Source organism: Lysobacter sp. DMC97 (assembly GCF_056313745.1).
Genome location: NZ_JBQUZR010000004.1, coordinates 17,630 through 39,548, shown reverse-complemented (window position 1 = coordinate 39,548; position 21,919 = coordinate 17,630). Strand labels below are relative to the sequence as shown.

Sequence of the window (21,919 nt, the reverse complement as noted above, 5' to 3'; positions counted from 1 at the left end):
CGGCTTCCCGAGTCACGGCACCATGACCAACCTCCACAGCGACAAGATCCTCATCCTCGACTTCGGCGCGCAGTACACGCAGCTGATCGCGCGGCGCATCCGCGAGATCGGGGTCTACTGCGAGATCTGGGCGTGGGACCACGATCCGGCCGACATCGCGAAATTCAACCCGAAGGGCATCATCCTGTCGGGCGGGCCGGAGTCGACGACCGAAGCCGGCTCGCCGCGCGCCCCGCAGCAGGTCTACGACAGCGGGCTGCCGCTGCTCGGTATCTGCTACGGCATGCAGACGATGGCGATGCAGCTCGGCGGACTGGTCGAGGGCGGGCACCATCGCGAATTCGGTTACGCCGAAGTCGAAGTGCTCGGCAACGACAAGCTCCTCGGTGCGCTGACCGACCATCCGGGCCGCAACGGTCTGGACGTGTGGATGAGCCACGGCGATCGCGTGACGAAGATCCCCGACGGCTTCACCGTCACCGGCCGCACCGACAGCGTGCCGATCATCGCGATGGCCGACGAGGCGCGCCGCTGGTACGGCGTGCAGTTCCATCCGGAAGTCACGCACACCAAGCAGGGCGAGACGCTGCTGCGCCGCTTCGTGCTCGACATCTGCGGCTGCCAGGCGCTGTGGACGGCAGCGAACATCATCGACGACCAGATCGCGCGCGTGCGCGCACAGGTCGGCAGCGACGAGGTGATCCTCGGGCTGTCCGGCGGCGTCGATTCGTCGGTGGTCGCGGCGCTACTGCATCGCGCGATCGGCGAGCAGCTGACCTGCGTGTTCGTCGACACCGGCCTGCTGCGCTGGAAGGAAGGCGACGAGGTGATGGCGATGTTCGCCGAGCATATGGGTGTGAAGGTTGTGCGCGTGAATGCCGCCGACCGTTATTTCAGTGCGCTCGCCGGCGTCACCGACCCGGAAGCCAAGCGCAAGATCATCGGCAACCTCTTCGTCGAGATCTTCGAGGAAGAATCGAACAAGCTCGCGAACGCGCGCTGGCTGGCGCAGGGCACGATCTATCCGGACGTGATCGAATCCGCCGGCAGCAAGACCGGCAAGGCGCACGTCATCAAGAGCCACCACAACGTCGGCGGCTTGCCCGAGCACATGAAGCTCGGCCTCGTCGAGCCGCTGCGCGAACTGTTCAAGGACGAAGTGCGCCGCCTCGGCGTCGAACTCGGCCTGCCGCGCGAGATGGTCTATCGCCATCCGTTCCCGGGCCCGGGCCTGGGCGTGCGCATCCTCGGCGAAGTGAAGCCGGAATACGCCGAACTGCTGGCGCAGGCCGACGCGATTTTCATCGACGAATTGCGCAAGTGGGGCTGGTACGACAAGACCTCGCAGGCGTTCGCGGTGTTCCTGCCGGTGAAATCGGTCGGTGTGGTCGGCGACGCCCGCGCCTACGAATGGGTGATCGCGCTGCGTGCGGTCGAGACCATCGACTTCATGACCGCGCACTGGGCGCACCTGCCGTACGACTTCCTCGACGAAGTCTCGCGCCGGATCATCAACGAACTGCGCGGCATCTCCCGCGTTGTCTACGACATCAGCGGCAAGCCGCCGGCGACGATCGAGTGGGAGTAACCACCTGGCACGCCAGTATTCAAGGTTTCACTTGCTAACTTCAATCACGCAATGAATCTGGAGTGAGTGCGATGGAGAATTTTACTTACACCCGTGGTAGCTGGAGCGATGGCTGCGATATTCCAGAATGGAAGCTTGAAGAAGAGTTCAATGATTATTTAGAAAGGGTTGGGTTTTCTTCTAGAAAATGCACATTTGGCTCTAATCTTGATAATCCAATTGACATTCATGAGTCAAATGATGGGCGCTCTTTTTATGCCTCAATTTCGCCCCTGGGAACTGCTTGCTATGGTGTTTTTCTTCCGGATCTTCCAAGTCTGATGATGTTTTTGAGGGATTTTGGAATGGTGTACTCTTTGATTGATTTGAATGACAAGATGGAAGAGGTTCGAAGGATTTCAGAGAAATTTTTTCGGGTATATCACGGTCATGACCCTTTGAATGCTTGCAGGGAATGTGATCCCCATCGATTTGAGGAAGCATTGAGGGCTCGGCGAGGGCTTTCGCACCAAGTCGATAGCATGGAGAGCACTCCGTCCGAATAGCCGGTGACGAGCAGTTGCCTTCAGTGCAGAGGCAAGGTCGCAGTTGCCTAGGGTATGATCCCCCGGGGCAGGGAGATCGACCACGGGACACCGCATGAGGAACCTGATCGTCAGCGTGGGCGTGCTGGCCGCGGCCGCGGGGGGCATGTTCGCGATCCAGCGCAAGATGAGCCAACTGGACGAGGACATCGTCTACGCGCACTACCAGCAAGAGGTCAACGCGCTGCGCCGGCTCGACGCCAAGGCGCTGTGCGGGATGTTGGCGAAGGATTTCCGGCACGTGGAGATCGATCGTTCGGCCAAGGGCGAGGCGCGCATCGAACTCGATCGCGACGCCACGTGCGCGGCCACGCGCGAGTCGATGCGGGCGCTCTACAAGATCGCCAAGCCGATGAAGATTGCGCCCGACGTGAAGTACACGATCGAATCGGTGACGCTGTCGCCGGATCGCCGGCAGGCCACGGTGAAACTGCGTTCGTCGCTGACGCTCGGCCGCCGCGTGTCGGTCGAATCCGCCGGCACCGAAACGCTGGTCCGCACGCTCGGCGAAGTCCGTTCCATCGCGTCGGAAAGCCGCACGACGATGAAGGTGCGCTAGGCGGGGCCGCGTTTCACTGCGGACGCTGCGGGCGCCCGACCCGGCGGTACAGCGTGCTGCGGTTGACGCCGAGCAGGCGCGCGGCGCGGGCGACGTTGCCGCCGCAGGCGGCGAGGGCATCGCGCATCGCGGTTTCCTCCAGCACGTCGAGCTGGGCGATGCCGCCGGGACGGACCGGCGCCGGTGCGGACGCGACATGCGTCTGCAGTTCGGCGGGCAGGGCGTCCATGCCGACGCATTCGCCCGGATCGCTCAGTGCGACCAGCGTGCGCAGGCAGGCGTCGAGCTGGCGCAAGTTGCCGGGCCAGCGGTGCGCGGCCAAGGCCGCCCGGGCATCGGCGCAGAGCGTGCGTCCGGCCGCGACCCGCCGCCACAGCGCATCGACGATCGCCCCGCGTTCGGTGGAGTCGCGCAGCGGCAGCAGCCGCACGCGGTGGTGGGCGATGCGATAGAACAGGTCGGCGCGGAAGCGGCCGGCCTCGACCGCGGCGTCGAGATCGCAATGCGTCGCGCAGACGAGGTCGAAGTCGAGTTTCACCGGCTTGCCGCCGCCCAGCGGCGAGAGTTCGCGCTCCTGCAGCACGCGCAGCAGGCGTGGCTGCAGCGCCAGCGGCATGTCGCCGATCTCGTCGAGGAAGAGCACGCCGCCCTGTGCTTGGCGCAGCAGGCCCGGGCTGCCCTGGCGGCGCGCGCCGGTGAAGGCGCCTTCCTCGTAGCCGAAGAGTTCGGCCTCGATCAGGCCCTCGGGCAGCGCCGCGCAGTTCACCGCGATGAACGGCTTGCCGGCGCGCGCGCAGCGGGCGTGCAGGGCACGCGCGAAGACTTCCTTGCCGCTGCCGGTCTCGCCCTGCACCAGCACCGGCAGGCCGGCATCGAGGACCCGGCGCGCGCGCTCCAGCGCGGCGGCACAGGCGGCGTCGAAGAACGGGCCATCGTCCACCGGCGGGCGCGGCGGCGTGGTGCGCGGACGCGCCTCGCCCGCGCGCGCGGGCGGCAGCGCGATCTGCACGCGCGGCGGCGCGCCGTCCACGCGGCCGTACAGCGCGCGGCCGCAGCGGTCGCGCAGCGCGCCTTCGCTGCGCAGGCGCGAGAGCGGATCGTCGAACAGCAGGTCGTAGGCGACGCGGCCGAGGTCGTCACGGGTGATCCCCGCGAGCGCCAGCCCGGCCTGGTTCGCCGCGACTAGCGTGCCGTTGCGGAAGGCCAGCAGGCCTTCGCGCGCGGAGCCGAGCAGGGCGGGATCGCGCTGCAGACGCAGCAGTTCGCAGCCGTCGAGACCGCCCTCGAAGAAACGATGTTCGATGTTCGCCACCGCCATGCGCACGAGACCCAGCGCGTGCAGGTGCTGGGCGCGGGCATCGCCGCTGATGTCGAGCACGCCGACGAGCTGGCCGTAGGGATCGTGGATGGGCGTGGCGGTGCAGGTGAGGATGCCGTGCGGGGCGCGGTAGTGCTCGCCGCCGCGCACTTCGACCGCGCGGCGTTCGACGATCGCGGTACCGATCGCGTTCGTCCCGGCCTGCGATTCGTTCCAGCACGCGCCGGGACGCAGCGCCACGCGGCTGGCCTTGTCGAGGAACTGCGGATGGCCGGTGGCATCGAGGATCCAGCCGGTGTCGTCGGTCAGCACGACGATGCTGCCGCTGCCGTCGGCATCGGCCGCGAGCTGTTCCAGCTCCGCGCGCGCCAGCCGGCGCAGGCGTTCGTTGCGCTCGCGCATCTCGTGCAGGCGGCTTTCCGGCACCGGCTCGATCGACGGCGTGTCGCGTTCCGGCAGGCCGAGGCGGCGGCAGCGCTGCCACGACCGCAGGATCGTCTGCGGCAATTCGCCCGCGCCGACGGCGTTGCCGCGCTCGAAGAACGACCGGCGGGCGTGGGCGAGTTCGTCGATCGGGCGGGTGCGGGTCATGGCGGCTCCTGTGTCGCATTCTGCGACAGTCGCGGCGGCGGCTGTTCCGATAAACAACACACGAAACCGCGCCGCGCAAGGGCTGCTTGTTGTGCGTTGCAACATGCGACGACGCAACTGCCCGCGGCATCAGGCATTCGTCGCTGCTGCGTCGCACCATGCGGCACTTGGCACCGGCCTTGCGGTAACGGGGGACACCACCACCTTTCGGAGTTGCTCCATGAACGCGATGGCCAAGCCCCACCTGCACGACCATTCCCGCATCTTCAAGGCCCAGTACGGCAACTACATCGGTGGCCAATGGGTCGCGCCGAAGGGCGGCGAGTATTTCGACGACATCACCCCGATCACCGGCAAGGCCTTCACCCGCATCCCGCGTTCGAGCAAGGACGACATCGAACTTGCGCTCGACGCCGCCCATGCCGCGAAGGACGCCTGGGGCAAGACCTCCGCCGCCGACCGCGCCAACGTGCTCAACAAGGTCGCCGACCGCATCGAGCAGAACCTCGAACTGCTGGCGCACGCCGAGACCTGGGACAACGGCAAGCCGATCCGCGAGACGCTCAACGCCGACATCCCGCTGATGGCCGACCACTTCCGCTACTTCGCCTCGGCGGTGCGCGTGCAGGAAGGCACCGTCGGCGAGATCGACCACGACACCATCGCTTACCACTTCCACGAGCCGCTGGGCGTGGTCGGCCAGATCATCCCGTGGAACTTCCCGCTGCTGATGGCCGCGTGGAAGCTGGCGCCGGCGCTGGCCGCGGGCAACTGCGTGGTGCTCAAGCCCGCCGAGCAGACCCCGGCGAGCATCCTCGTGCTGATGGAGATCATCGGCGACCTGCTGCCGCCGGGCGTGCTGAACGTCGTGAACGGCTTCGGCCTCGAAGCGGGCAAGCCGCTGGCCAGCAGCCCGCGCATCGCGAAGATCGCGTTCACCGGCGAGACCACCACCGGCCGCCTGATCATGCAGTACGCCAGCCAGAACCTGATCCCGGTGACGCTGGAACTCGGCGGCAAGTCGCCGAACATCTTCTTCGCCGACGTGATGGCCGAAGACGACGATTTCCTCGACAAGGCCGTGGAAGGCTTCGTGCTGTTCGCCTTCAACCAGGGCGAGGTCTGCACCTGTCCGTCGCGCGCGCTGATCCAGGAATCGATCTACGAGAAGTTCATGGAGAAGGTGATCGCCCGCGTCGCCGCGATCAAGCAGGGCGACCCGCTCGACCCGAACACCATGATCGGCGCGCAGGCTTCCGGCGAGCAGCTCGAGAAGATCCTCAGCTACATCGACATCGGCAAGCAGGAAGGCGCCGAAGTGCTGATCGGCGGCGAGCGCAACGAACTCGGCGGTGACCTGGCCGGCGGCTATTACGTCAAGCCGACGGTGTTCAAGGGCCACAACAAGATGCGCATCTTCCAGGAAGAGATCTTCGGGCCGGTGGTGTCGGTCACGACGTTCAAGACGGAAGCCGAAGCGCTGGAGATCGCCAACGACACGCTGTACGGCCTCGGCGCCGGCGTGTGGAGCCGCGACGCCAGCCGCCTGTACCGCTTCGGCCGCGCGATCCAGGCCGGCCGCGTGTGGACCAACTGCTACCACGCCTATCCGGCGCACGCCGCGTTCGGTGGCTACAAGCAGTCGGGCATCGGTCGCGAGACCCACAAGATGATGCTGGACCACTACCAGCAGACCAAGAACCTGCTGGTCAGCTACTCGCCGAAGGCGCTCGGCTTCTTCTGATCGCCGGCCCGTCCGGCCCGATCCTCCCGAAGGCCCGCTCCAGCGGGCCGCTCTAGAAGGCCTGTCCTCCCCCACGTCGAGAGGCCTTCCCGTCCGACGCATCGCTCCCGGGCTCCGGCCCGGGCGGGATGCGCTCGGCCCGGGTTCCGCATTCCACTACCACGCACCCAGGACCGACCATGCACCGACCCCGTCTTCCCGTCGCGCGCCTCGCCGCGCCCTTCCTGCTGCTGTCCGGCCTTGCCAGCGCCGCGCACGCCGAATCCGACGTCAACGTCAGCGGCTCGATCGGCGCCGCCACCGACTACGTGTTCCGTGGCGTCAGCCAGACCAACGAGGATCCCTTCGTCTTCGGCACGCTCGACGTGACCGCCGGCGACTTCTACGGCGGCATCGGCGCCGAGAACGTCGACTTCGGCAACGACATCGACCTCGAATACGACGCCTGGGTCGGCTGGAAGCCCAAGGCTGGCGATTTCACCTTCGATCTCGGCGTGGTGCGCTACGGCTACCGCAACCAGCCGGCCGGTGTCGACATCGACACGATCGAATACAAGGCAGCGGTCAGCCATCCGGTGGGCAAGGGCAGCCTCGGCGCCGCCGTGCTGCACACGCCGGATTACTTCGGCAGCGATGGCTCCGGCACGTACTACGAAGTCAACGGCAGCGTCCCGCTCAATGACCAGTGGTCGATCAGTGGCGCCGTGGGTCGCCAGGACACGTCGAAGACGATCGACTATTCGACCTGGAACGTCGGCGTGGGCTACGCTCCGTTCAAGCACGTGAGTTTCGACGTGCGCTACCATGACACCGACCAGCACGATCTCGGCGACCTGTTCGACAGCCGCGTCGTCGGCACCGTGAAGGTCGCGTTCTGACCACAGGGCGCCCGGCCCGAGGGCCGGGCGCCGGAGAATCATCGCCATGCCGACGCTGCCCCTGCAGGTGATCGCCACGCTGCCCGCGCTCGCGCTGATCGACAAGCTGCGCACGCGCCACGGGCCGGTGCTGTTCCACCAGTCCGGCGGCTGCTGCGACGGCTCGTCGCCGATGTGCTTCCCGCAGGACGACTTCATCGTCGGCGACAACGACGTGCAACTGGGTGAGATCGGCGGCGCGCCGTTCTACATCAGCCGGCCGCAGTTCGAGTACTGGAAGCACACGCAGCTGATCATCGACGTGGTCGAAGGCCGCGGCGGCATGTTCTCGCTGGAAAACGGCGAGGGCGTGCGTTTCCTGGTGCGTTCGTGCCTGTTTGGCGACGACGAATACGCGGCGCTGGAAGCCGCGGGTCGCGTCTAGGCGACCGCCTCGGTCAGGCCGCGACGTCCTGCTGCCGTCGCTGCCAGAACGGTGACGTCGGCCAGCGCGTTTCCATCGCATGGAATGCGCGCAGTTGTCCGCGGTAGAGCCGGTGGATGTCGCGAAGATGATGCGCGTAGGCATCGAGTGCCGCGGCATCGCCGCGTTCGCAGGCCAGCAGTGCCTGCGCGGCGCGCAGGCCGGTGTAGAGCGCGCTGGAAATGCCCTTCGACGACAGCGGATCGAAGGCGAGGGCGGCATCGCCGACCGCCAGCCAGCGCTCGCCGGCGGCGCGATCGAGTTCGACGCTCGATGCCTCGGCGCCGTGCGCGCGTCCGTGCGGCGTCCAGCCGTGCGAGGTACACAGCGCATGCAGTTGCGGCGCATTGGCGAGATGGCGCCACAGACCATCATCGTCGAGCAGACGGCGGCGTTCGTCCGCATCCGCGTCGCAGAGAAAGGCGATCAACCGTTCGCCCGACGGCAGCAGCACGCTGTACCACCAGCCGTCCGCGACCGATTCGACCCAGGTGCGGCCGTCGCGATCACTCTCGGCGCCGCCGTGCAGCCGCTGGTGCACCGCGAACAATCGATCGTGCGCGATGCGTTCCGCGCCGAGCGCACGCGCGAACGTCGCCGCGCGGCCACTCGCATCGATCAGCCAGCGTGCTGTGAACGTTTCCTCGGCGCCGTGCGCATCGCGTGCGACGAGCCGATGTGGCGCCTGTGCATCGCCCGCCGCATCGAGCCGCAGCGTCGCGGTGCGCACGTCGGCACCGGTCGCAGTGGCGGCCTCGCGCAGCCTCGCGTCGAAGCGGACGCGATCGAGCTGCCAGCCGTGGCCGTGCACGCCGAACAGCGTGTCCTCGGCGTGCGGCGTGTCACTGCCCCAGAACGCCAGCGTGCCGGGGCTGGGGCGATGGCTGTCGGCGGCCATGCGGTCGAGCACGCCGAGATCGCGCAGCAGCGAACGCGCGGATGGCGGCAGGCCTTCGCCCACGCGGAACGGGCGCGTGGCGTCGTGCTCGCACAGGCGCACGCGCAGCCCCGCGCGGGCGAGCGCGAGGCCGGCGGCGGCGCCCGCGGGGCCGCCGCCGGCGATGGCGACATCGACCGTCGTCATCGCCACGCCGCGCTCAGTCGCGCGGCTTGCCGTGGCGCACCGGCAGCGGCGCGGCGTCGGCGTCCTCGCGGCTGGCGAAGTTCGCGCCGTGCGGCAGGCGGCGCGCCTTGAGGTGCGCGGTGTCGCCGTCGGCCGTGGCCTGCAGGCGCGGCGCTCCCGGGGTCGCATGCGCGACGGTGGCGGCATCGGCCGGCGCCACGCCCGGGCCGTAGGACGCGACCATCATCGTCGCCGGGAACGCGGGATCGCCCTGCACACCGGCGCGCACTTCCACCAGGCCCATCGAACCGAACATCCGCACCATCTGCAGCATCTGCTCGACCGTGGTGCCGTGCAGCGGCTTGTTCCAGCTGGTGCGGTCGGAGAACGCGGCGATCCGGCGCGACATCGGCTGCGACGGGTCGACCACGATCGCGTAGTCGTCCGCGGTCAGCACGTGGTTGGGCACGCGCGCGGGCCAGAACGTCGGCGCGAACGGGTCGTAGTCGGGGTCGTAGCCGGCGCGGCAGTACGCGGTGTCCGCCTGCCACGGCAGGCCCATCCAGCGGTTGATGTCGCCGGGACCCTGCGCGTGCAGCGGGCCGTCCTGCGACAGTGCGGTCGCCTGGTCGAGCGTGCTGCCGTAATCCGGCTCCGGCGTGCCCGGCGGGCGGCGGCGGATGCGGAACGGCGCCGCGTACAGCGACAGGTGCCGCATCGGCCAGGTCATCTCGCAGCCGGGGTGGAAGGCGTCGGCGAGACAGAAGTCGAGCGCGGCGCGATCGAGCATCGCCGGCTGCTTCGCCAGCGGCACGGCGTCGATGTTCGCCGGCGGCACGGATGCGGGATTCCAGTCGGCGACGAACTCGCCGTTCGCCCAGCGCTGCAGCACCGTCCATTGCGTCGTGGTGATCGCGGCGTTCTGGCGCGGGCTTTCACCGGCCGGGACTTCCATCGCGTCGCCGTACAGCCACGGCCACGGCAACTGGTTGCCGTCGGGCGGGTTTGGCGGGCGGAAGCTGTTGAACACCTGCCGGCGGAATTCGGCGTTCGGGTCGTACTCGCCCGGCGGCGGCAGCGCGGAGAGCCGCGCGATCAGCGCCGGCGATTCGAAGTCGTACTGCCCGCCGTGGCCGAACAACGTGGCGAAGCCCTGGTTCACCCACTGCAGGCCGCTGAGGCGCTGCAGGATCGGGTAGACGTCGTCGGTGAACGACACCGTCGCCGGCGCCGGCAGCCACGCCGCCTGCACGTACAGATCGTGCAGCAGGTCGTACAGCGTGCGCTCGGCCTTCACCTGCGGCGCGTAATTCGGCGGCGCGGTGACGACCCACGCCGCTTCGACCGGGATCGCGCGGCCCTCGATGTTGACCGTCGCCTCCACCGTGCCGTCGCAGGTGTCGTCGTACCAGCCGTCGGCGTTGATGAAGGAATTGCCGTCGCTGGGAATGAAGATCGGCGCGCCGGTGGGCGAGGCCGAGATGCCGTGGCCGGGCAGCACCAGCAGGCGGCCGCTGGCGTCGGTCCGCAGCTCGCCCAGCGTCACCGGGACGTCGGTGAACATCCCGGCGCAAGTCACCGGCGCGGTGTCGCGGCCGGCGATGCGCTGCGGGCCGGCATCGATGACGAGGCCATCGCGATCCTTCCCCTTCACCTTCGCGTTGCGCCGCGGCAGCACGGTGGTCGCGGCCTCGGGGATGTCCATCGCGATCTGCCACTGGTACCAGGCCGCCTTGCGGTTGGCGAGGTGCACGGTCCAGGCGATGTCGGCCCAGTCGGAGGTCAGTTCGCGCACCACCTCGCCGGCGGCGTTGTAGCCGTAGATCCGGAACTGCGCGGCCTCGCGCTTCAGTGCGCCGGTGGCGTCGCGGTAGAAGCCGAGCGGCTGCGGCGGCGGGTCGATGACCTGCGGGCCGATGTAGTACGCGTCGAGGCTGTTGCCGACGCGGGCGATGCCGATCGCCGGGTGGATCGCCGCGCGCACGACGCGGGTGTCCTTCGCGGCCGGGTAGGGCACGCCGGGCGCGTATTCGGCCGGGCGCGGCGCCGCGGGTTCGGCCAGCGGCACGCCGTTGACGTTGCGGCGATTGTCGGCGGACGCGCGATACACGACCTTGCGCGCATCGGAAATGCTGCCGACCGGCGCGTGCTCGGGCAGCGCGTGCCACGGGTTCCAGGCGAGGTTCTCGCCGTAGGTCGACTGGCCGCGGGTGTCGAGGTCCTGCAGCGGCAGTTCGAGGATGCCCAGCGCCACCGGCGGGCTGGCCTCGGCGCTCCAGCGCACGGTCGCGGCGTCCAGCGGCATCGTCGCGTCGTCGGTGCGGAACTGGGCGAGGAAGCGGAACCGCGCCGGGCCCTTGCGCAGCCGCGCGTGGAGGTCGGCGCGCAGGTAGAACGGATCGTCGAAGTCCGGCGCGGTGTCGGCCGGCGGGGCTTCCAGTGGCTCCAGCCAGTACTTCACGTAGCGCGATTCGCCGAAGCGGTAGGGCAGCACGCTCCAGTAGGGCGTGGTCAGCACCGAATCGACGACCTTCTCCATCGCGTCCAGCACCTGCTGCGTCACCGGGTGCGCGGCGAGGTAGGCATCGCCCTTGCCGTGTAGCGAGGCACACGTGAACTCGCACATGTCCTTCGCGGTGTCGACGAAGAACACGTCGTGGTTCTGCAGGATGAAGTCCTGCGTGGTCGCCTCGCGGTCAGGCGCCAGCAGCTTCTCGCCGTCCACGCCGAACAGCTTGATGCCGATGCCGCAGGTGCCCTTGAGATCGGGCGCGCCGGGCTGGACGTCGGAGGAGAAGCGCACCCAGGCCGGGTACTCGCTCTTCTGGCCGAACACGCCGATGCGCAGGTCCTGCGGCAGGTCGGGATCGACGAGGAAGCGGCCGTGCGCCGCGCCGTGCAGGCGCAGGAACACCGGCCGCGTCGCGGGATCGCGGCCGGCGGCCATGCCGCGGCCCTGGAAGTAGTCGACGAACAGCTGCTTCAGGCCTTCGATCGGGTCGCCGTCGCAGCAGCAGGGTTCCGGCGGCAGCGTCGGCGGCAGGCGGACGGGCGTGGGCGTGCAGCCGCCGGCGGATGCGGCGGCGGATGGCGTGGTCGGTGCGGTCATGGAACGTCCCCTGTCGTGCGCGCCTGGCGCGGAATCCTTCGAGACGCAGAGCGTAGCCGCTGCCGCGTGCGCCGCGAACCTGCAAGATGACACAGGCCGGGCGAATGCCCATCATTGGCCGATGCAACGTGGAAACCCGCCCGGAGCGGTCCGATGACGGCCGCCGACGACGCCTCGACGCCGGCGTGGACCGACGCCGATCTGCACTGGATGCGCCACGCGCTGGCGCTCGCCGTCCGCGCCGAGCGCGAGCACGACGAGATCCCGGTCGGCGCGGTGCTGGTCGACGCCGACGGGCACGTGGTCGGCGAGGGTTGGAACCGCAACATCGGCGACCATGACCCGAGCGCGCACGCGGAGATCGTCGCCATGCGCGAAGGTGGTCGCACGCTGGGTAACCATCGCCTGACCGGCTGCACGCTGTACGTCACGCTCGAACCCTGCGCGATGTGCGCGATGGCGGCAGTGCATGCACGGGTGGCCCGTGTGGTCTATGCCGCGACCGATCCCAAGACCGGCGCCGCCGGCAGCGTCTTCGACCTGCTGGCCGACCCGCGGCACAACCACCGCGTTGCCGTCGACGGCGGCCTGCTCGCCGCGGAAGCGGGGACGATGCTCACCAACTACTTCCGCCGCAAGCGCGGCAAGCCGCCGATCTGACCCGTCGCCCGCATTCGTCGATACCGGTGTTTTCGGTAGAGCGGCCTTCAGGCCGCTGCCTTTGACGTAGTCTCGAACAGCAGCGGCCTGAAGGCCGCTCTACCGACAGAGCAGCGGCCTGGCGTTCAACAGCCGAATGGCTGGTCAGGCCGCTCTACCGGTGCTTGCCGTGCCGCAAGCCGCGGCAACGCCGCAGCTCACCCACGCCTGCGCGCGAGTTCCTGGTCGAGTTCCTCGTCGAAGCTGCGCACCGACAGGCTGACCTCGCGGCCCATCGTCAGGCTGGCGCCGAGCAGGCAGGCCATGCCGGCCACCGCGAGCACCGTCGGCACCGCGCCCACGAAGGGAAAGCCGAGCAGGGCGTCCGCGGCCAGCGCGAGACTGGTGCCGATGAAGCAGGCCAGCGCCGCGTACAGCAGCCGGCAGGCGCGCAACACCAGCGCCGACCGATGCCGGTGGCGGCGGATCTGGGTGTCGCGTTCGTTGCGGTCGGGGGCGTCGTGCTCCCAGGCCACGATCAGCGAACGCAGCCGGTCGACGACGCGCGCCAGCCGGGCATTGGCCGAGACCAGCAGCGAACCGGTCGCGGCCATCAACAGCGCCGGCGCCAGCATCGCGCCGAGGATGGTCTGGTGGTCGGTGGGGATGTGGAGGGTCATGGCGGGGCCCGGATGCCGCAAACGGGTGGGCTATGATGCGGCTTCCCGACCCATCCTGCGAGCGCATGACGACTTCCTCCGCGACCGAGAGCCTGCCTTCCGAGGGCCGCCTGATCTGGATCGACCTGGAAATGACCGGGCTCGACACCGACCGCGATTCGATCATCGAGATCGCCACCGTCGTCACTGACGCCCAGCTCAACGTCCTCGCCGAGGGGCCGGAATTCGCGATCGCCCACGACCTCGCCACGCTCGAGGCGATGGACGACTGGAACCTCAACCAGCACCGCAAGTCGGGGCTGTGGGACCGCGTGCTGAGGCAGGGCGTGTCGATGGCCGAGGCCGAGCGCGGCACCATCACCTTCCTCCAGTCCTGGATCGGACCGAAGACCTCGCCGATGTGCGGCAACTCGATCTGCCAGGACCGGCGCTTCCTGCATCGCCAGATGCCGGAACTGGAGCGCTATTTCCACTACCGCAACCTCGACGTGAGCACGCTCAAGGAACTGGCCCGGCGCTGGGCGCCGCAGGTGCTGCAGGGCGTGCAGAAGGAGTCCGCGCACACCGCGCTCAGCGACGTGCGCGATTCGATCGCCGAACTGCGCCACTACCGCGCGCGGCTCGCCCAGTTCGTTCCGTCACCGGAGTGATCCCGATATCCCCGTCCACGCTCGCCTCGTCGCTGTGCCTGCCGCTGCTCGCCCTGGCCTTCGCGCATGTTGCACGCGCGGACGAGCCCGCACCTGCACCTGCGCCCGCACCCGCGCAGGCGACGCCTGCCGCGACGCCCGCCTTGCCGCCGGGCATGAAGCAGTACTGGTTCGTGATGCTGAAGAAGGGCCCGAAGCGCGACCAGTCCGCCGAGGACGCCGGGCGGTTGCAGGCCGGGCACATGGCGAACATGCAGGCCTATGCCGACCGCGGGCAATTGCAGATCGCCGGGCCGTTCATGGACGACGGCGACTGGCGCGGGATCTTCATCCTCGACGTGCCCGATCGCGCCGGTGCCGAGGCCATGTGCCACGACGATCCGGCGGTGCAGGCGGGACGTCTCGCCTGCGAGATCCATCCGTGGCTGTCGCAGAAGGGCGCGACGCTGAAGTGAGCCGGCACGCCGGTCGGTGGCAAACACAGGGACGAGACGCATGACCGAGATGATCCCCGCCGCGCTGCCTGCGGCCGACACGGACGACCTGCGCCGCGCCGTCGCGCTGCTGGAATCGCCGTCGATCGCCATGCGCATCGCGAGTTTGATCGGTTCGCCGGTCGAGGGGCTGGTCAAACGCCTGCCGAAACCGGTCGCGTCGCGCGTGCACGGTGCCGTCGAGACGGCGCTGACGAAGGCCGCGGACGCCGCGCTGTGGTCGATGGACAACGCGCCCGGCAAGCCGGCCTCGACGCGCCTGCACAAGCTGGCCGCCGCCGGCACCGGTGCGGTCGGCGGCGCGTTCGGCTTCGCCGCGCTGTTCGTCGAACTGCCGATCACCACCACGATGATGATGCGCTCGGTCGCCGACGTGGCGCGCAGCGAGGGCTTCGACCTGCGCGATCTCGCCACGAAACAGGCCTGCCTCGAAGTGTTCGCCTTCGGCGGCCACTCGACCGCCGACGATGCCGGCGACGTCGGCTATTACGCGGTGCGTGGCTTCACCACCGATGCCATGCGCCACCTGTCGAAGGAACTCGCGCAGGTCGCCGCCCGGCACGGCAGCGGCCACGCGCCCGGCGTGACCTCGAAGCAGGCGGCGAAGTGGCTGGCGACCGCGATCGAGAAGATCGCCGCGCGCTTCGGCGTGGTCGTCAGCGAGAAGTTCGCCGCGCAGGCGGTACCGGTGATCGGTGCGCTCAGCGGCGCGGCGCTGAATGCGCTGTTCGTCGATTACTACCAGGACGTCGCCCGCGGCCATTTCATCGTCAGGCGGCTCGAAGCGAAGCACGGTGCCGATGTCGTCGAAGCGGCGTATCGACGGATCGTCGAGGATTCGCGCAAGCCGGTGCCGGGCCCGGGCTGAGCGGGCACGGCCACCGCAGGCGCGCGGTCAGCGCCAGCGTTCCGCGGGCGCCTTCACGTAGCGGCGCCAGACGTGGCCCCACGGGATCACCAGCGGCACCAGCACCACGCCCAGCATGATCTCGAAGAAGGTCTCGTCGATCGCCGGCGTGGTCGCATGGCCCTGCCACAGCCGCAGCCAGAACGCGCCGACCCACAGCGCCTTCCACGCGAACTCGAACAGCAGCAGCGGCAGCATCTTCAGCGGATGGCGCAGGCCGATGATCGACAGCAGCGAGATCGTGCCGAGGAAACTCCGGATCACACTGTGAGGCAGATCGAGATCCGCGGGCGGATGCACGATGCCCGGCCCGGTGACCACGGCCTGGCCCACGAACATCAGCAGGTAGAGCGCACGCATCAGGTTGAGCCGGAAGGTCGAGACCTCGTCCATGTGCGATGTCCGTGGAGGGCGATGGCGACGAACGTACTGTGCAACGCGTGCGTCCGGCGCCTGTCGTTCGGCACGATGACGTCCGGCATGCACGGAAAAGGGCGCCAGCGGCGCCCTTTTCCGGAGTCGATCAAGCGGGCGTCGCCGCGTGCGATCAGCCCTTCTTCGCCTTCGCGAGCTTCAGCCAGGTATCGACCACGGTGTCCGGATTCAGCGACACCGACTCGATGCCTTCCTCCATCAGCCACTGCGCGAGGTCGGGGTGGTCGCTCGGGCCCTGGCCGCAGATGCCGACGTACTTGCCCTTGCGCTTCGCGGCCTGGATGGCCATCGACAGCATCTTCTTGACCGCCGGGTTCCGCTCGTCGAACAGATCGGCGACGATCGCCGAGTCGCGATCGAGGCCCAGCGTCAGCTGCGTCATGTCGTTGGAGCCGATCGAGAAGCCGTCGAAGATGTCGAGGAACTCGTCCGCCAGCAGCGCGTTCGACGGCACCTCGCACATCATGATGATCTTGAGGCCGTCCTTGCCTTGCTCCAGGCCGTTCTCGCGCAGCACCTCGACGACCTTGCGGCCTTCCTCCAGCGTGCGCACGAACGGGATCATCACCCAGCAGTTGTCGAGGCCCATGGTCTCGCGGACCTTGCGCACCGCGCGGCATTCCAGCGCGAACGCCTCGCGGAACGACGGGTTGATGTAGCGGCTGGCGCCGCGGAACCCGATCATCGGGTTTTCCTCGTGCGGCTCGTAGCGGCTGCCGCCGATGAGGTTGGCGTATTCGTTCGACTTGAAGTCCGACAGGCGCACGATCACCGGGTTCGGCGCGGCCGAGGCGGTGATGGTGGCGATGCCTTCGGCGAGGCGGTCGACGTAGAAATCGACCGGGCTGGCGTAGCCGGCCATGCGGGCATCGATCTTGCGCTTGGTCTCGACGTCCTGGTCGGCGTACTCGAGCAGCGCCTTGGGATGCACGCCGATGTGGCTGGCGATGATCATCTCCAGCCGCGCCAGACCAATACCCGCATTCGGCAGCATCGCGAAGTCGAACGCGCGCTCCGGGTTCGCCACGTTCATCATGATCTTCAGCGGCGCCGGCGGCATGTTGTCGAGGTCGGTGACGATGCGCTCGAAGGGCAGGGCGCCGGCGTAGATGAAGCCGGTGTCGCCCTCGGCGCAGCTCACGGTCACGGTCTGGCCGTCCTCGATGCGGTCCAGCGCGTTGCCGGTGCCGACCACCGCGGGCACGCCCAGTTCGCGGGCGATGATCGCCGCGTGGCAGGTGCGGCCGCCGCGGTTGGTCACGATCGCCGCGGCGCGCTTCATCACCGGCTCCCAGTCGGGATCGGTCATGTCGGCGACCAGCACGTCGCCCGGCTGCACGCGGTTCATGTCGGCCAGCGAGCGCACCACGCGCGCGGTGCCGCTGCCGATCTTGTGGCCGATGGCACGGCCTTCGGCGACGATCTCGCCGCGCTGTTCGAGGCTGTAGCGCTCGATCTGGGTCGCGTGGGCACGGGACTTCACGGTCTCGGGGCGCGCCTGCACGATGAACAGCTTGCCGGTGACGCCGTCCTTCGCCCATTCCACGTCCATCGGCCGGCCGTAGTGCTGTTCGATGACCAGCGCCTGCTTCGACAGTTCCTGCACGTCGGTGTCGGTGATCGAGAACCTGCCGCGCAGGTCGGTGGGGACGTCCTCGGTGCGCACGCGCTCGCCGGGCTTGTCGGAATAGACCATGCGGATGGCCTTGCTGCCCAGCGCGCGGCGCAGGATCGCCGGCTTGCCCTGGCGCAGGGTCGGCTTGTAGACGTAGAACTCGTCGGGGTTGACCGCACCCTGCACGACCATTTCGCCGAGGCCGTAGCTGGCGGTGACGAACACGACGTCGCGAAAGCCGGATTCGGTGTCGAGCGTGAACAGCACGCCGGAAGCGCCGACGTCGGAGCGCACCATCAGCTGCACGCCGGCCGACAGGAACACGTCCTCGTGCTTGAAACCGTGGTGCACCCGGTAGGCAATGGCGCGGTCGTTGTAGAGGCTGGCGAACACTTCCTTGACCTTGCGCACCACGTCGTCGGCGCCGGTCACGTTGAGGAAGGTCTCCTGCTGGCCGGCGAACGAGGCGTCGGGCAGGTCCTCGGCGGTGGCGGAGGAGCGCACGGCGACCGCGATGTCGGCCCCACCATTCTCCGAGGAGAGCTGCGCGTAGGCGGCGCGGATGTCGCGATCGAGGTCCGGCTGCAGCGGGGCGTCGATCACCCAGCCGCGGATCTCGCCGCCGGCGGCGGTGAGGGCGGGGACGTCGTCCACGTCCAGCGTCGCCAGCTTGTCGTAGATCCGCTGGTGCAGGTCGTTGTGGGCGATGAAGGCCTTGAACGCCTCGGCGGTGGTGGCGAAGCCGCCCGGCACCGAGACCCCCAGCCCGGCCAGGTGGCCGATCATTTCGCCGAGGGAGGCGTTCTTGCCGCCCACTCGGGCAAGGTCGGACAGGCGCAGGGCCTGCAGCCAGAGGATGTTCTCGTTCAAGGGGTGCTCCGGGCGCGGCGGGGGGCCGGGGAAAGCGCTATTTTAGCAACACCGGCTTCCGCGCCGCCTTCGACTTCCGTCCCAAGCGCCCCATGACCCTCGTCCGACCGGTCTTCTACGTCTCCGATGGCACCGGCATCACCGCCGAAACCATCGGCCACAGCCTCCTGACCCAGTTCAACGGCACCGAATTCCGGACCGACCGCATCTCCTTCGTCGACACCCCCGAGAAGGCGGCCGAGGCCGCGGCCCGCATCCGCGCCGCCGGCGAGAGCCATGGCCTGCGCCCGATCGTGGTCAATTCCTGCGTCGATGCCCGCCTGACCGCGGCCCTGGCCGAGAGCGGGGCGCTGATGCTGGACGTGTTCGCCCCCTTCATCGAGCCGCTGGAGCGCGAACTGGGCCAGCAGCGGCATCCGCGGGTGGGGCAGGCGCACGGCCTGGTCGATTTCGACACCTACCACCGCCGCATCAACGCGATGAACTTCGCGCTGACCCACGACGACGGCATCGCCACCAACTACGACGAGGCGGACGTGATCCTTGTCGCCGTCTCCCGTGCCGGCAAGACGCCGACCTGCATCTACCTGGCGCTGCACCATGGCGTGCGCGCGGCGAACTATCCGCTGACCGACGAGGACCTGGAGCACGATCGCCTGCCGCCGCGGCTGCGGCCGCACCGGCGCAAGCTGTTCGGGCTGACCATCGACCCCGAGCGGCTGGCGCAGATCCGCCAGGAGCGGCGCCCGAACTCGCGCTACGCCCAGCCGGAGACGTGCCGGCGCGAGGTGGCGGCCGCGGAAGCGATGCTGCGCGCCGAGCGCATCCCCACGCTCAGCACCACGCACACCTCCATCGAGGAGATCGCGAGCAAGGTGATGACGACGTTGGGGATCCAGCGCGGGATGTTCTGAGGCGATCCGTTCCGAAGCGATCGGTACCGGGGATTCGCTCGGATCGCGAGCGCGTGGGGCCTGCCCATCATCGCCGCCGACCATCGACGTCGTCAATGCTGTCGCGGCCGCGGTGCGCTGTGTACGATCCGCGCATGTCGCACGTCGCCTCCCGCCCCATCGAAGCCCAGAAAATCAGCCGTTTTTCCTGGCTGATGGCGCTGTACGCCGAGAACCACCAGCGCCTGCAGCGCCTGTTCGCGCCGGCGCTGCTGACCGAAGGTCGATACGTGTCCTCGATCGGCGACGGCCTCGACCTGCACCTCGAAGTCATGGCGCAGCACGCCTATACCGTCGAATACCGCCTGAGCTACGCGCTGCTCGATCCTGTCACCGGCGAGCCCGACCCGTCCGCCTTCCTGCGCCTGTACCGCGACGCGCAGCTGGTCGAAGCCACCCACTGCTACATCGGCCGACGCTGGCAGGACGCCATCGGCCTGCACCCGCCGCCGGCGGAAGTGCTCGACCACCGCCTGCGCATGAACACTTTCCTCGGCAAGTGGTTGCAATACCTCGCCGAGCGCGGGCATGGCGTGGGGACGCTGGTGCGGCGAGAGCCGGCCGTCCGCGGTGATGCAGGGGCATCCTCCGCGCATCCTGGCCTCCCCGATTCCTGAACATGCGTGCTGCCGCGCATTGATTGGCCTGCGAGCCACAGCAAGGGCGTTATATCTTCAGCACCATCGGCCGCCGCGGCGGCCCCAGTCAAGGAGGACGCCCCCTTGCGAATCCCGATCCTTCCGCACGTCGACGCCCGTGCGTCCGCCCTGATCGTCGCGCTCGCGCTGCCTGCATGCGCCGCCATGCCTTCCCATCCCGAACCGGCCAAGGAGATCGCCGCCATGACCGCTGAACCCGCCAATGCCGCCAACGCACAGGATCTGGCCGATCGTGTGCTCAGACTGATCGAGAACCTCCATGGCGCCGAGGATCTCGCGCCGCAGAACGTGGAAAGGCTCACCGGCCTGAAGATCGACGTCCATTCCGCCGATGGCAACGACTACGGCACCGCGGGCCGCTTGACGGATACCTGGTACTACGGATTGCGCTCGATGACGCCGCAACCCGGTGCCCGGCCCAACCGGCTGCTGTTCCAGTTCAACGACCAGACGCATGCCGATGCCGACATGACGCCGGTCTGCGTGCCGATCGACGATTACGCGCGCGCACTGACCACTGCCGGTTTCGAGTCGAAGAAGCTCCGGAACCGGCTCGACACGCAGGACTACTGGGAGTTCTCGCGCGGCGACATCGGCGTGACCGTGCACGTGCGCGGCCAGCGCGATCCGAAGGATCCGCAGACCTGCATCTCCATGCTGATCATCAACGCCTACGACTGACGGGAGCACAGGGACATGCCGACGCCACAGGAACGCCTTGACGAGATGCTCGGCGACTACCAGCGCCGATTCCGCACCGACCGCACCGATCCCGGCGCCGAACTGAGGACGTTGATCGATACCACGCCGGGGCTCAAGACCACGCTGCTGCAGCAGATCGAACGCGGCAGCCTCGAACGTTTCGACAACCTCGGCGCTCCGGGCGCGCTCGGCACCTACGATGCGTACTCGAAGACGATGGCGGTCTCGATCGACCAGCTCAACCTCGCTGCGCGGGGCGACGTGCAGACCGCGAACTCGCTGCGCTTCACCCTGGCCCACGAGATCGACCATGCGGTCACGCGCGACGCCCGTCTGGCCGAGGACACCAAGCTCATGGGCGACGTTACCGCGATGACCGCGCGGCCGTCGCCCCACGATTACACCGACATCCTGCGGACGTACAACGAGAGCGTGCGTTCGCGCGAGGTCCATGCCGAGATGGCGGGCTTCAATGCGCTGGCGGCGCAGGTCCGCGCCGGCAATCCGCACGCCACGCTGAAGGATCTCTACGACGCCTCGCCGGCGGACATGCAGATGTACGTCAACGTCGACCTGAGCAAGGTGCCCGCGACGTATGCGCCCAAGCCCGGCCTGACGCTGGGGGCCGATCTGTCGATGGCGTCCACGCCCGAGAACGTCGCGGCCATGGGCCGCTACTTCTACGAAGCGAACGGCTATCCCGAGCGCAAGATCGGCGGGGCGCTGAACTACATCGAAGGCCAGGAGCAGAGGGCGCTGGCCGCCGCGCGCGTCGCCGATCCTTCCCATGCCGCGCCCGAAGTGCGCGCGAACCTCACCGGCCTCGGTGTTCCGGGGCTGCCGCATCCACCCGGCATCACCGACAGCAGTCCGCGGCTGGCGCCGCCTGCCCACGGCGTGTCGCACGATGCCGGCGGCGCGTCGTCGTCGAGGGATCCGCGTCGGGTCGAACATCCCGATCACGCGTATTTCCAGGCACTGCGCGAACGGTTGCCCGACAGCGTGCCGGACAACGCCGTGGCGCACGCGATGCTGCTCGCCAAGCGCGAGGGCATGACGGATTTCTCCCGGGTCAATCCGCAGGAGGTCGGCGTTGCCAACGGGGCGGTGTGGATCGGTGGCAACACGCCGGGGTTCCGTGTTGCCGCGGAGGTCGTGCAGGCACCGCCGATGGAACAGGTGGCGCGCGATCTCCAGTCGCAGCAATCCGTTGCTGTTGCGCCGACCGGCCCTGCGCACGCGCAGGGACAGGACTCGCCCGCGCCGGTATCGCGCTGACGCAAAAACGACGAGGCCCGCGCGAGGCGGGCTTCGTCGTTGAAACGTTGGCGTCCCCACGGGGATTCGAACCCCGGTCGCTACCGTGAAAGGGTAATGTCCTAGGCCTCTAGACGATGGGGACGTCGTGGAACTTCTTG

20 protein-coding genes and 1 tRNA gene are annotated in these 21,919 nt (G+C 68.6%); 14 read left to right on the top strand and 7 right to left on the bottom strand.

Going from position 1 to position 21,919, the window contains the following annotated elements:
- Positions 1–22 precede the first annotated feature (22 nt).
- From guaA to ACT53Q_RS09360, 3 genes are all read left to right on the top strand, one after another.
- Entirely contained in the window at positions 23–1,588 is a 1,566-nt protein-coding gene (guaA, locus tag ACT53Q_RS09370; RefSeq protein WP_476186389.1) for a glutamine-hydrolyzing GMP synthase, read from the top strand.
- Between the two features lie 71 nt (positions 1,589–1,659).
- Positions 1,660–2,133 (top strand): hypothetical protein, encoded by a 474-nt coding sequence (locus ACT53Q_RS09365; protein WP_476186388.1) that lies wholly within the window; start codon positions 1,660–1,662, stop codon positions 2,131–2,133.
- A gap of 94 nt (positions 2,134–2,227) precedes the next feature.
- On the top strand, positions 2,228–2,731 hold the full coding sequence (locus tag ACT53Q_RS09360; RefSeq protein ID WP_476186387.1) for a hypothetical protein: 504 nt from the start codon (positions 2,228–2,230) through the stop codon (positions 2,729–2,731).
- Positions 2,732–2,744: 13 nt separating this feature from the next.
- On the opposite strand, the gene ACT53Q_RS09355 is transcribed toward ACT53Q_RS09360, so the two are convergent.
- Positions 2,745–4,640 carry a sigma-54-dependent Fis family transcriptional regulator gene (locus tag ACT53Q_RS09355; RefSeq protein ID WP_476186386.1) on the bottom strand — a complete coding sequence of 632 codons (1,896 nt, stop codon included), beginning with the start codon at positions 4,638–4,640 and terminating at the stop codon, positions 2,745–2,747.
- Between the two features lie 220 nt (positions 4,641–4,860).
- Here ACT53Q_RS09355 and adh point away from each other — a divergent pair, with 220 nt between their 5' ends.
- From adh to ACT53Q_RS09340, 3 genes are all read left to right on the top strand, one after another.
- Positions 4,861–6,384 carry an aldehyde dehydrogenase gene (gene adh, locus ACT53Q_RS09350; RefSeq protein WP_476186385.1) on the top strand — a complete coding sequence of 508 codons (1,524 nt, stop codon included), beginning with the start codon at positions 4,861–4,863 and terminating at the stop codon, positions 6,382–6,384.
- A 179-nt stretch (positions 6,385–6,563) separates the two neighbouring features.
- Positions 6,564–7,262, top strand: coding sequence for a TorF family putative porin (locus tag ACT53Q_RS09345; RefSeq protein ID WP_476186384.1), 699 nt, complete (start codon positions 6,564–6,566; stop codon positions 7,260–7,262).
- A 46-nt stretch (positions 7,263–7,308) separates the two neighbouring features.
- Positions 7,309–7,686, top strand: a complete 378-nt coding sequence (locus ACT53Q_RS09340; RefSeq protein ID WP_476186383.1) for a DUF779 domain-containing protein — start codon at positions 7,309–7,311, stop codon at positions 7,684–7,686.
- Positions 7,687–7,699: 13 nt separating this feature from the next.
- Here ACT53Q_RS09340 and ACT53Q_RS09335 read toward each other — a convergent pair whose 3' ends face one another.
- Both ACT53Q_RS09335 and ACT53Q_RS09330 read right to left on the bottom strand, forming a co-directional pair.
- A complete protein-coding gene (locus tag ACT53Q_RS09335; RefSeq protein WP_476186382.1) occupies positions 7,700–8,809 on the bottom strand; it encodes an FAD-dependent monooxygenase in 1,110 nt (369 codons plus the stop codon).
- A gap of 13 nt (positions 8,810–8,822) precedes the next feature.
- Entirely contained in the window at positions 8,823–11,897 is a 3,075-nt protein-coding gene (locus tag ACT53Q_RS09330; protein WP_476186381.1) for a LodA/GoxA family CTQ-dependent oxidase, read from the bottom strand.
- 153 nt (positions 11,898–12,050) lie between these two features.
- On the opposite strand from ACT53Q_RS09330, the gene tadA reads away from it, so the two are divergent.
- Entirely contained in the window at positions 12,051–12,557 is a 507-nt protein-coding gene (tadA, locus tag ACT53Q_RS09325; RefSeq protein ID WP_476186380.1) for a tRNA adenosine(34) deaminase TadA, read from the top strand.
- Between the two features lie 197 nt (positions 12,558–12,754).
- Here tadA and ACT53Q_RS09320 read toward each other — a convergent pair whose 3' ends face one another.
- Positions 12,755–13,216, bottom strand: a complete 462-nt coding sequence (locus ACT53Q_RS09320) for a DUF2721 domain-containing protein (protein ID WP_476186379.1) — start codon at positions 13,214–13,216, stop codon at positions 12,755–12,757.
- Between the two features lie 65 nt (positions 13,217–13,281).
- On the opposite strand from ACT53Q_RS09320, the gene orn reads away from it, so the two are divergent.
- The 3 genes from orn to ACT53Q_RS09305 are packed head-to-tail and all read left to right on the top strand — an operon-like array spanning position 13,282 to position 15,228.
- Positions 13,282–13,866: an oligoribonuclease gene (gene orn / locus ACT53Q_RS09315; RefSeq protein ID WP_476186378.1), complete on the top strand. Its 585-nt coding sequence runs from the start codon at positions 13,282–13,284 to the stop codon at positions 13,864–13,866.
- Positions 13,863–14,321: a YciI family protein gene (locus ACT53Q_RS09310; protein WP_476186377.1), complete on the top strand. Its 459-nt coding sequence runs from the start codon at positions 13,863–13,865 to the stop codon at positions 14,319–14,321. Before orn ends, ACT53Q_RS09310 begins: the two co-directional genes overlap by 4 nt.
- A gap of 40 nt (positions 14,322–14,361) precedes the next feature.
- On the top strand, positions 14,362–15,228 hold the full coding sequence (locus ACT53Q_RS09305) for an EcsC family protein (RefSeq protein ID WP_476186376.1): 867 nt from the start codon (positions 14,362–14,364) through the stop codon (positions 15,226–15,228).
- Positions 15,229–15,255: 27 nt separating this feature from the next.
- Here the strand turns inward: ACT53Q_RS09305 and ACT53Q_RS09300 are convergent, their stop codons facing one another.
- Together ACT53Q_RS09300 and ppsA are read right to left on the bottom strand one after the other, a co-directional pair.
- Positions 15,256–15,660, bottom strand: coding sequence for a hypothetical protein (locus ACT53Q_RS09300; RefSeq protein WP_476186375.1), 405 nt, complete (start codon positions 15,658–15,660; stop codon positions 15,256–15,258).
- Positions 15,661–15,814: 154 nt separating this feature from the next.
- On the bottom strand, positions 15,815–18,187 hold the full coding sequence (gene ppsA / locus ACT53Q_RS09295; protein ID WP_476186374.1) for a phosphoenolpyruvate synthase: 2,373 nt from the start codon (positions 18,185–18,187) through the stop codon (positions 15,815–15,817).
- A 92-nt stretch (positions 18,188–18,279) separates the two neighbouring features.
- Here ppsA and ppsR point away from each other — a divergent pair, with 92 nt between their 5' ends.
- The 4 genes from ppsR (at position 18,280) to ACT53Q_RS09275 (ending at position 21,779) form a co-directional block, all read left to right on the top strand.
- Positions 18,280–19,101: a posphoenolpyruvate synthetase regulatory kinase/phosphorylase PpsR gene (gene ppsR, locus ACT53Q_RS09290; RefSeq protein WP_476186373.1), complete on the top strand. Its 822-nt coding sequence runs from the start codon at positions 18,280–18,282 to the stop codon at positions 19,099–19,101.
- 134 nt (positions 19,102–19,235) lie between these two features.
- Positions 19,236–19,757, top strand: coding sequence for a DUF1249 domain-containing protein (locus ACT53Q_RS09285; protein ID WP_476186372.1), 522 nt, complete (start codon positions 19,236–19,238; stop codon positions 19,755–19,757).
- A gap of 6 nt (positions 19,758–19,763) precedes the next feature.
- Positions 19,764–20,480, top strand: coding sequence for a hypothetical protein (locus ACT53Q_RS09280; RefSeq protein ID WP_476186371.1), 717 nt, complete (start codon positions 19,764–19,766; stop codon positions 20,478–20,480).
- A gap of 15 nt (positions 20,481–20,495) precedes the next feature.
- Positions 20,496–21,779 (top strand): hypothetical protein, encoded by a 1,284-nt coding sequence (locus tag ACT53Q_RS09275; protein ID WP_476186370.1) that lies wholly within the window; start codon positions 20,496–20,498, stop codon positions 21,777–21,779.
- 48 nt (positions 21,780–21,827) lie between these two features.
- Here ACT53Q_RS09275 and ACT53Q_RS09270 read toward each other — a convergent pair.
- A tRNA-Glu gene (locus ACT53Q_RS09270) sits at positions 21,828–21,903 on the bottom strand.
- Positions 21,904–21,919: the final 16 nt, after the last annotated feature.

Bases quoted from the DNA above. Each gene is read 5' to 3' on its own strand.
- ppsR (WP_476186373.1), top strand. From the start codon at position 18,280: ATGACCCTCGTCCGACCGGTCTTCTACGTCTCCGATGGCACCGGCATC.
- guaA (WP_476186389.1), top strand. From the start codon at position 23: ATGACCAACCTCCACAGCGACAAGATCCTCATCCTCGACTTCGGCGCG.
- ACT53Q_RS09355 (WP_476186386.1), bottom strand. From the start codon at position 4,640: ATGACCCGCACCCGCCCGATCGACGAACTCGCCCACGCCCGCCGGTCG.
- ACT53Q_RS09340 (WP_476186383.1), top strand. From the start codon at position 7,309: ATGCCGACGCTGCCCCTGCAGGTGATCGCCACGCTGCCCGCGCTCGCG.
- ACT53Q_RS09285 (WP_476186372.1), top strand. From the start codon at position 19,236: ATGTCGCACGTCGCCTCCCGCCCCATCGAAGCCCAGAAAATCAGCCGT.
- ACT53Q_RS09345 (WP_476186384.1), top strand. From the start codon at position 6,564: ATGCACCGACCCCGTCTTCCCGTCGCGCGCCTCGCCGCGCCCTTCCTG.
- ACT53Q_RS09360 (WP_476186387.1), top strand. From the start codon at position 2,228: ATGAGGAACCTGATCGTCAGCGTGGGCGTGCTGGCCGCGGCCGCGGGG.
- ACT53Q_RS09335 (WP_476186382.1), bottom strand. From the start codon at position 8,809: ATGACGACGGTCGATGTCGCCATCGCCGGCGGCGGCCCCGCGGGCGCC.
- orn (WP_476186378.1), top strand. From the start codon at position 13,282: ATGACGACTTCCTCCGCGACCGAGAGCCTGCCTTCCGAGGGCCGCCTG.
- ACT53Q_RS09305 (WP_476186376.1), top strand. From the start codon at position 14,362: ATGACCGAGATGATCCCCGCCGCGCTGCCTGCGGCCGACACGGACGAC.
- ACT53Q_RS09320 (WP_476186379.1), bottom strand. From the start codon at position 13,216: ATGACCCTCCACATCCCCACCGACCACCAGACCATCCTCGGCGCGATG.
- adh (WP_476186385.1), top strand. From the start codon at position 4,861: ATGAACGCGATGGCCAAGCCCCACCTGCACGACCATTCCCGCATCTTC.
- ACT53Q_RS09365 (WP_476186388.1), top strand. From the start codon at position 1,660: ATGGAGAATTTTACTTACACCCGTGGTAGCTGGAGCGATGGCTGCGAT.
- tadA (WP_476186380.1), top strand. From the start codon at position 12,051: ATGACGGCCGCCGACGACGCCTCGACGCCGGCGTGGACCGACGCCGAT.
- ACT53Q_RS09330 (WP_476186381.1), bottom strand. From the start codon at position 11,897: ATGACCGCACCGACCACGCCATCCGCCGCCGCATCCGCCGGCGGCTGC.
- ACT53Q_RS09275 (WP_476186370.1), top strand. From the start codon at position 20,496: ATGCCGACGCCACAGGAACGCCTTGACGAGATGCTCGGCGACTACCAG.
- ACT53Q_RS09300 (WP_476186375.1), bottom strand. From the start codon at position 15,660: ATGGACGAGGTCTCGACCTTCCGGCTCAACCTGATGCGTGCGCTCTAC.